The 6,000-nt window shown below is 74.0% G+C and carries 4 protein-coding genes; 1 reads left to right on the top strand and 3 read right to left on the bottom strand.

Annotated features, from left to right (window positions below; translation table 11 throughout):
- Positions 1-650: 650 nt before the first annotated feature.
- Positions 651-1,073: a hypothetical protein gene (locus ADL08_RS22905; RefSeq protein ID WP_053645950.1), complete on the bottom strand. Its 423-nt coding sequence runs from the start codon at positions 1,071-1,073 to the stop codon at positions 651-653.
- Positions 1,074-1,192: 119 nt separating this feature from the next.
- On the opposite strand from ADL08_RS22905, the gene ADL08_RS22910 reads away from it, so the two are divergent.
- Positions 1,193-3,283 (top strand): hypothetical protein, encoded by a 2,091-nt coding sequence (locus ADL08_RS22910; protein ID WP_078968191.1) that lies wholly within the window; start codon positions 1,193-1,195, stop codon positions 3,281-3,283.
- Positions 3,284-3,371: 88 nt separating this feature from the next.
- Here the strand turns inward: ADL08_RS22910 and ADL08_RS22915 are convergent, their stop codons facing one another.
- Entirely contained in the window at positions 3,372-5,042 is a 1,671-nt protein-coding gene (locus tag ADL08_RS22915) for a hypothetical protein (RefSeq protein WP_053645952.1), read from the bottom strand.
- 70 nt (positions 5,043-5,112) lie between these two features.
- Positions 5,113-5,781 (bottom strand): TetR/AcrR family transcriptional regulator, encoded by a 669-nt coding sequence (locus ADL08_RS22920; RefSeq protein WP_053645954.1) that lies wholly within the window; start codon positions 5,779-5,781, stop codon positions 5,113-5,115.
- Positions 5,782-6,000 lie beyond the last annotated feature (219 nt).

Here is a 6,000-nt window from a genome sequence, read left to right on the forward strand (position 1 = left end):
GAGAACATCGTGGGGACGATGCGAGACCGCGTCCCTGCAGATGGACGTCCGCCTCGTGCGGGTGGTCCAGTTCGAGGGCCGGCTGCCGCCAGCGCAGCATCGGCCCGCACAGGGTCTTCAGCAGGTGCTCGACCCCGCCCTCGACCATCGCGTTTACCTGTGCGACGCGGGCCTCGGCCAGATGCGCGCTCCCTGTCCCAGCGCGGGGCGACGGCCAGGCTGTGGCAGGCCCGTAGCGCCGTGGCGACCTGTAGCCAGGTCTCGCGGTCACCGTCCACCAGGCCGCGGGCCCGGAAGCGGTGTGCGGGGCGGAAGCGGATGTGCTCGAACTCGACGCGGACCAGCTCCCGGGGCGTGCCGAGCGGCCGGTCCACCGTCTCCTCGACGCACCCCGAGTCGCCCGTCAGGCTCCACACGTCGACGTCGGGCCCCAGCGGCGGCGGCAACGCGGCGAGGGGCCGCGCCCGTTCGTCCAGACGCCCCGGACCGACACCTGCCGGTGCCGGAAGGCGAGACCGGCGTCGGGACCCGCAGCAGCTTCACGCTGTCGAGCGACTCGGCCGCCGTGCCGATCGTCGCGGCCACCCGGGTCCGCACGAGGTTCTGGGCAGTGAAGTGGATCCACGGGACGGGGACGTGCCGGACGGGTCTCAGTCGGTGGGCGACGGACTCCGCTGGATGTTGAACGTCAGACCCGAGAAGTCCTGGCCCTGGAAAACCTGCTGCTGCGTCCCCCCGCTGATGGTGTTGTACACCCGGCCCTCCGGCTCGACCGCCCGCGCCCGCTCCCACCACTCTTCGAGGAGCCCCCGGAACTCGGGGTCGAGCGCCGCCCGTACGCCCAGCGTCGTCGCGAGCTCCTGGGCCCGCGCAGGGTCCTCGGGGGCCTCGGTCAGCGCGGCGAGTTCCGGCTCGCCGGAGCTGACGCCCGGCACCTCGACCGCCTCTTGGCCCTCCCCTCGCCGGAAGGGGCGGCGGACGAGGGTGGCGAGTCCCTGCCACACATGACGGCCGGCCTCGCCGCCGAGTCCTCCGGCCAGTGCCGCGAGGGCGGCCGCCGTGATCGGGTCCATGGGTGCGCTCCCTGCGTCGGTTCCTCCGCACACCATAGGAAAGTCCGGGGCCCCGGTGCAGCCGTTCCCGGGCTGTCCGTCTTCCCGTCAGAACGCGGTGCGATCAGTAGGGTTGGGGGATGGCTGAGGACACGTACAACACGATGGACGGGCGTGCCGAGGTGGTCGTCCAGGCCGGCCGTATCGGCGAACTCCACCAGCACCTGCACGGTGTGGAACCCCCGCAGCCGGTGCCCTTCCAGCTTCCGCCCGCCCTGGCGCACTTCGAGAACCGCATGGCCGAGCAGGGGCGGATCACCCGGGCCGTCGAGGAGCACACCGGCCGAGCCGGTCCGCTGGTCGTCGGCCTGACGGGGATCGGCGGCGTCGGCAAGACCGCGCTGGGGTTCCACGAGGCCCGGCGTCTCAGCGAGCGGTACCCCGACGGAGTCCTGTACGTCGACCTCGACGACCTGCGCAGGGACGGCGTGGTCGAGGTCGCGGACGCGGTCGCGGAACTCCTGGGCGGGCTCGGGGTCGTCCCCGCGTGGTTGGAGCGGTCCTTCGCGGGCCGCTCCAAGCAGTACTGGACGCGCACCCGGGACAAGCGGCTCATCGTCGTCGTCGACAACGCCCGCTACGGCGCCGAGGTCGGACCGCTCCTCCCGGCGTCCGCGGGCAGCCTGGTCGTCGTCACCAGCCAGGGGCCGATCCACGATCTCGACGGCGTGGCGATGGCCGAGGTGCCCGTCGAACCGCTGACGGTGGAGGACGCCGTACGGCTGCTCGGGCACATCGTGGACGATCCCCGGCTGGGCGCGGAGCCGGACGCCGTGGCGGACCTGGCCCGGGGCTGCGGCGGACTGCCGGCGGCGCTCCAGGTGGCCGGCCAGTGGGTCCGCAAGTACCGCCGGCGCAGCCTGTCCCGGCTCGTCTCAGAGCTGACCGAGCAGCTGTACGAGAAGGGGATCCCCATGGTGGAGGCGGTGTGGGACGCCGCGTACGAGGGCCTTGGGCCGGAGGCCGCACGGCTCTACCGCCTGCTCTCGTGCTATCCGGGCCCCGTCGTCCCCGTCTCCGCCGCCACGGTCCTCCTCGGCGGCGGGCCGCTGACCGCCGAGGACGCCCTGGAGGAGCTGGAGTCCGCGGGCCTGCTGGAGAACCGGCCCGAGGGCCATCGGATGCACGACCTGCTCCGAGGGCACGCCGACCGGCGCGCGCGGGAGGCCGATCCCGAGGGGGCCGACCGAGCCGGGGCGCTCCGCGCGCTGATCCGCTGGTACCGGCGGCAGGCGGCCCGGGCGGACCTCCTCGCGGCCGGTCGGCGCATGACCTTCGCCGCCCTGCCCGAACCGGTCGGCCCGGCCGGATCCGACATCGGGTTCACGGACAAGGCGGCGACCCTGTGGTGGCTGGAGTCGCAGCGGCACGCCCTGTACGCCTGTGTCCGGCTCGCCTTCGAGGCGGAGCTGTACGAGGACGCGTGGGCGCTGTGCGAACCCCTGTGGACCCACTTCCTCGACCACCCGCACTACGCGGACGTGACGGACGCCTTCCGCACCGGCGTGGAGGCGGCCGACCGTGCGGAGGACCCGTCGGCGATGGTCCGGATGCGGTGCCAGCTGGCCAGGCCCCTCTGGGAGCAGGGGCGCCACGAGGAGGCCGGGGTGTACATGGAGCAGGCGCTGACCGCCGCCGAATCCCTGGGGGACGGGCGGGAGGAGCGCAGGCTGAAGGCCTCTGCGGTGGAGTTCCGGGGGCTGCTGAAGTCCGCCGGGGGAGACCTGGCCGGAGCGCTCGTGGACTTCGAGGCGTCCCGGAGGACGCACGCGGAGATCGACAACGCGTACGGAGTCATGCTCCAGACCTATCTGCTGGGCCGTACGGTGCTGCGCCAGGGCGACCACGGGAGGGCGGCCGAACTCCTCGGCGAGGCGCACGGCATGGCTCGCGAACTGGAGCGGGAGCGGATGACGGCGCGGACCGGGTTCGAGCTCGGCCGTGCACTGAGGGGCACCGGGCGGACGGCGGAGGCGGCCGTTCTGGTCCGCGCGGCGCTGGACAGCGCCCGGGAGCGCGGATCCACCACCGACGAGGTGCGCGTCCTGGAGGAGTTGGCCGCGCTCGCGGACGAGCTGGGCGAGACCGGGGAGGCGGAGCGGTACCGGGAGGAGGCACGGCTGCTGGCGACGCGGTCCGGCGCGCTGCCGGAGGCCGGTCAGGACGCGTAGACCGGAACGTGTGGGCCGGAACACGTAGATCGGATCGTGCAGACCGGACCCGGTAGGCCGTCGGATCCCGCGTGTCGGATCGCTCGGGTCAGAGCTCGTGGTCGAGGTCCGCCCCGTCGGCCGCGGAGAGCCGGACGCGGACGCGGAGCCCGCCGGTGTCGCACACGAGGGTCACCGGGGGATCCCCTTCCCCGGGGGCCGAGCCGGTGGCATCGGGGGCCAGCCAGGCGTGGACCGCCGAGACCACGGCCGCCGGATCGGCCCGCAGGATCCGCCCGGAGGCCCGGCAGGGCTCGACGCGGACGCTGAGCGTTCCCGCCGTGTGGTGCCTGAGCAGGACGCGGTCGGGGGTGAGGACCGCGGCGGCCGTCCGGCAGCCGGGGAACTCGTCCTGGACGGCGGCCGTCCAGCCGGCCGCCGTCCAGGCGGCGGGAGCGGCGGATGCCGGCCGGGTGGTGGGGCCGGGCGCTGCGGACGCCGTTCCGGCCCGGCGCCACAGCACCGACGCGCTCTGCAGCGCACGCCGGTCGGCCGTCGGGTGTTCGGCCGCCAAGTGGTGGACCGTCCCGGAGATGTTCGGGGAGAACCGGGCGACCGCGATCCGGCGCCCGGACACGTCGGCGCGCACCGCGAAAGCGGCGGGCAGCCACGGCACGGCGGCGGGCGGCGGGAGGGGCCGCGGGGCCACCGGTGCGGTGCGCGGTTCCAGGCCCATCAGCCGGTACAGCTCGGTGCGGAGGCGCGGGAGGGCCAGGCCCGGCCGGGCGAAGGCCTCGTCCGCGAGGTCGGTGACGTCCTGGGCCTCGGCGGCCCGCAGGACGTCCGGGGCGTCGACGGCGTCGGAGAGACCGGGCGCCCGCGCGAGCAGCCGCGCCATGGGGCTGCCGGGGATCAGCTCGTGCCCGCCGTCGTACGCGCCGACGACGGCACGGCCGAGCGCGGCCGCGTACAGGGCGGTGGAACCGTGGTCGGTGATCACGGCGTCGGCCGCGACCAGGACGGCGGCCCACTCCTCGTACGGCCCGGCGAGGACCAGTCCGGCCCTCAGGGCCGGGGCGAGCTGCCGGGACAGGTCGAACGAGCCGATCCGGCTGTACTCGTTGGGATGCAGGACCAGGGCGAACTGGTACGCGTCGTGCGGCAGCAGCCCGAGGAGTTCACCCGGCAGCCCCGGCCGCCGGCGGAGCAGCGACTCCGGCCCCCAGGTGGACGTGAGGACGACCAGCCGGCGCGAGCCGGTGCCGAGCGCGGCCCGGTAGTCATCCCTGCGGGTCCGTGCGTCGAGGAGCCGGTCCAGGGTCGGATCGCCCACCACCGCCGCACGGGCGGCGGCCGGCGGACAGTACGCGGTGAGGCGGGCGACCTGCTCGTCGTGTGCCAAAGCGTGAAGACTGGCCCATGGTTCCCCGTCGGCCAGCAGGTAGTACGGGTCGAGGCCGGACGGGAGCCGAGGCGAACCGTCGCCGTCGACCGTCTTGTTGAAGCCCGCGCCGTGCGGCAGCAGTACCCGGGGGCCGGACAGCACCTGCGGAGCACCCTTCGGACTGGCCGTCAGGATCAGGTCGTGCGCGCGGTCGAGGGCCTCCTCCCAGGCGAGGGTGCGGACGCCGGAGCGGTCCAGGGCGGCGAGTGCCTCAACGGCGAACTTCGAACCGGGCACCAGGGTGAACCGGACGGCGACGCGCTCGTCACCGTCGAAGACGGGCAGGACGTCGAGGAGCCGGTGGAGGGCCCCGGCGGACCGGACGGCGACGAGCACGTCCCGCTGCCCGCTGCCCGCTGCCCGCTGCCCGCTGCCCGCTGCCCGCTGCCCGCTGCCCGCAAATGTTTCATTCTACCGGAAATGCCGTCAACTCGTCGAGTACGGCGGCGTTCACAGGCGCCGTCCCCGTCAGCGTCCCCAGCAGGGCCTGGGCCAGGACCGTCGCGGCGCCGATACGGGTGTCCTCCCGCTCGCCGCCGGTGATCCGGTCGATCACCGCGTCCCGTACCGCGCGTGAGGCGTCGAGGTCCCCGAAGGGGTCGGGAAAGGAGAGCGCCATCACGCACACGCCTACGTTGGCGGAGAGGATCGACCGGCCGGCCAGTTCCGGGGGCATGCGCAGGCGGCCGGCGTCGCGGCAGCGCTCCACGGCCTTCAGCAGGATCGCCCGGGCCTCTTCAAGTGCTTGCGGCTTGGTGTCGCCCGCCGGCGCGAACATCAGGCGGTAGAGGTGCGGGTTGCGCAGCGCGAACGCGACGTGGCTGTCCCAGGCCGTGCGCAGGTCCGCCACCGGGTCGTCGGTGAGCGGGTTGCGCCTCTTCTCGGCGAGGAAGCGCGCGAAGCCGATGTCGGCCACCGCCGTGAGCAGCCCCTGCTTGTCGCCGAACTGGCGGTAGATCTCGGGCATGCCGACCTTCGCCCGGTCGCAGATGGCCCGGGTCGAGATCGCCTGCGCGTCCTTGTCGGCCAGTAGTTCCTCGGTGGCTTCCAGGATGCGTTCTCGGGCCGTCGACATGCTCCCACGGTAGCAGCGCTAACAGGCCGGACCTGCGCGAATCCTCCCGCGAGACCTCCGGGGACGGGTCGGCGCCCACCTGACTGTAATCGATGATTACGAGTTGTGTTAGCGTTGCAAACGTCCGCGGGGCGACCCACCGAGCCGTTCCCCCCCCCCCCCCCAAAAGAAACCCCCCTAACCCGGCCCCCCCCCCTCGCCGAGGGGATAGGCCCCCCC

This window comes from Streptomyces sp. NRRL F-6492, from assembly GCF_001280125.1.
Taxonomy (GTDB): domain Bacteria; phylum Actinomycetota; class Actinomycetes; order Streptomycetales; family Streptomycetaceae; genus Streptomyces.

Bases quoted from the DNA above. Each gene is read 5' to 3' on its own strand.
- ADL08_RS22910 (WP_078968191.1), top strand. From the start codon at position 1,193: ATGGCTGAGGACACGTACAACACGATGGACGGGCGTGCCGAGGTGGTC.
- ADL08_RS22920 (WP_053645954.1), bottom strand. From the start codon at position 5,781: ATGTCGACGGCCCGAGAACGCATCCTGGAAGCCACCGAGGAACTACTG.
- ADL08_RS22905 (WP_053645950.1), bottom strand. From the start codon at position 1,073: ATGGACCCGATCACGGCGGCCGCCCTCGCGGCACTGGCCGGAGGACTC.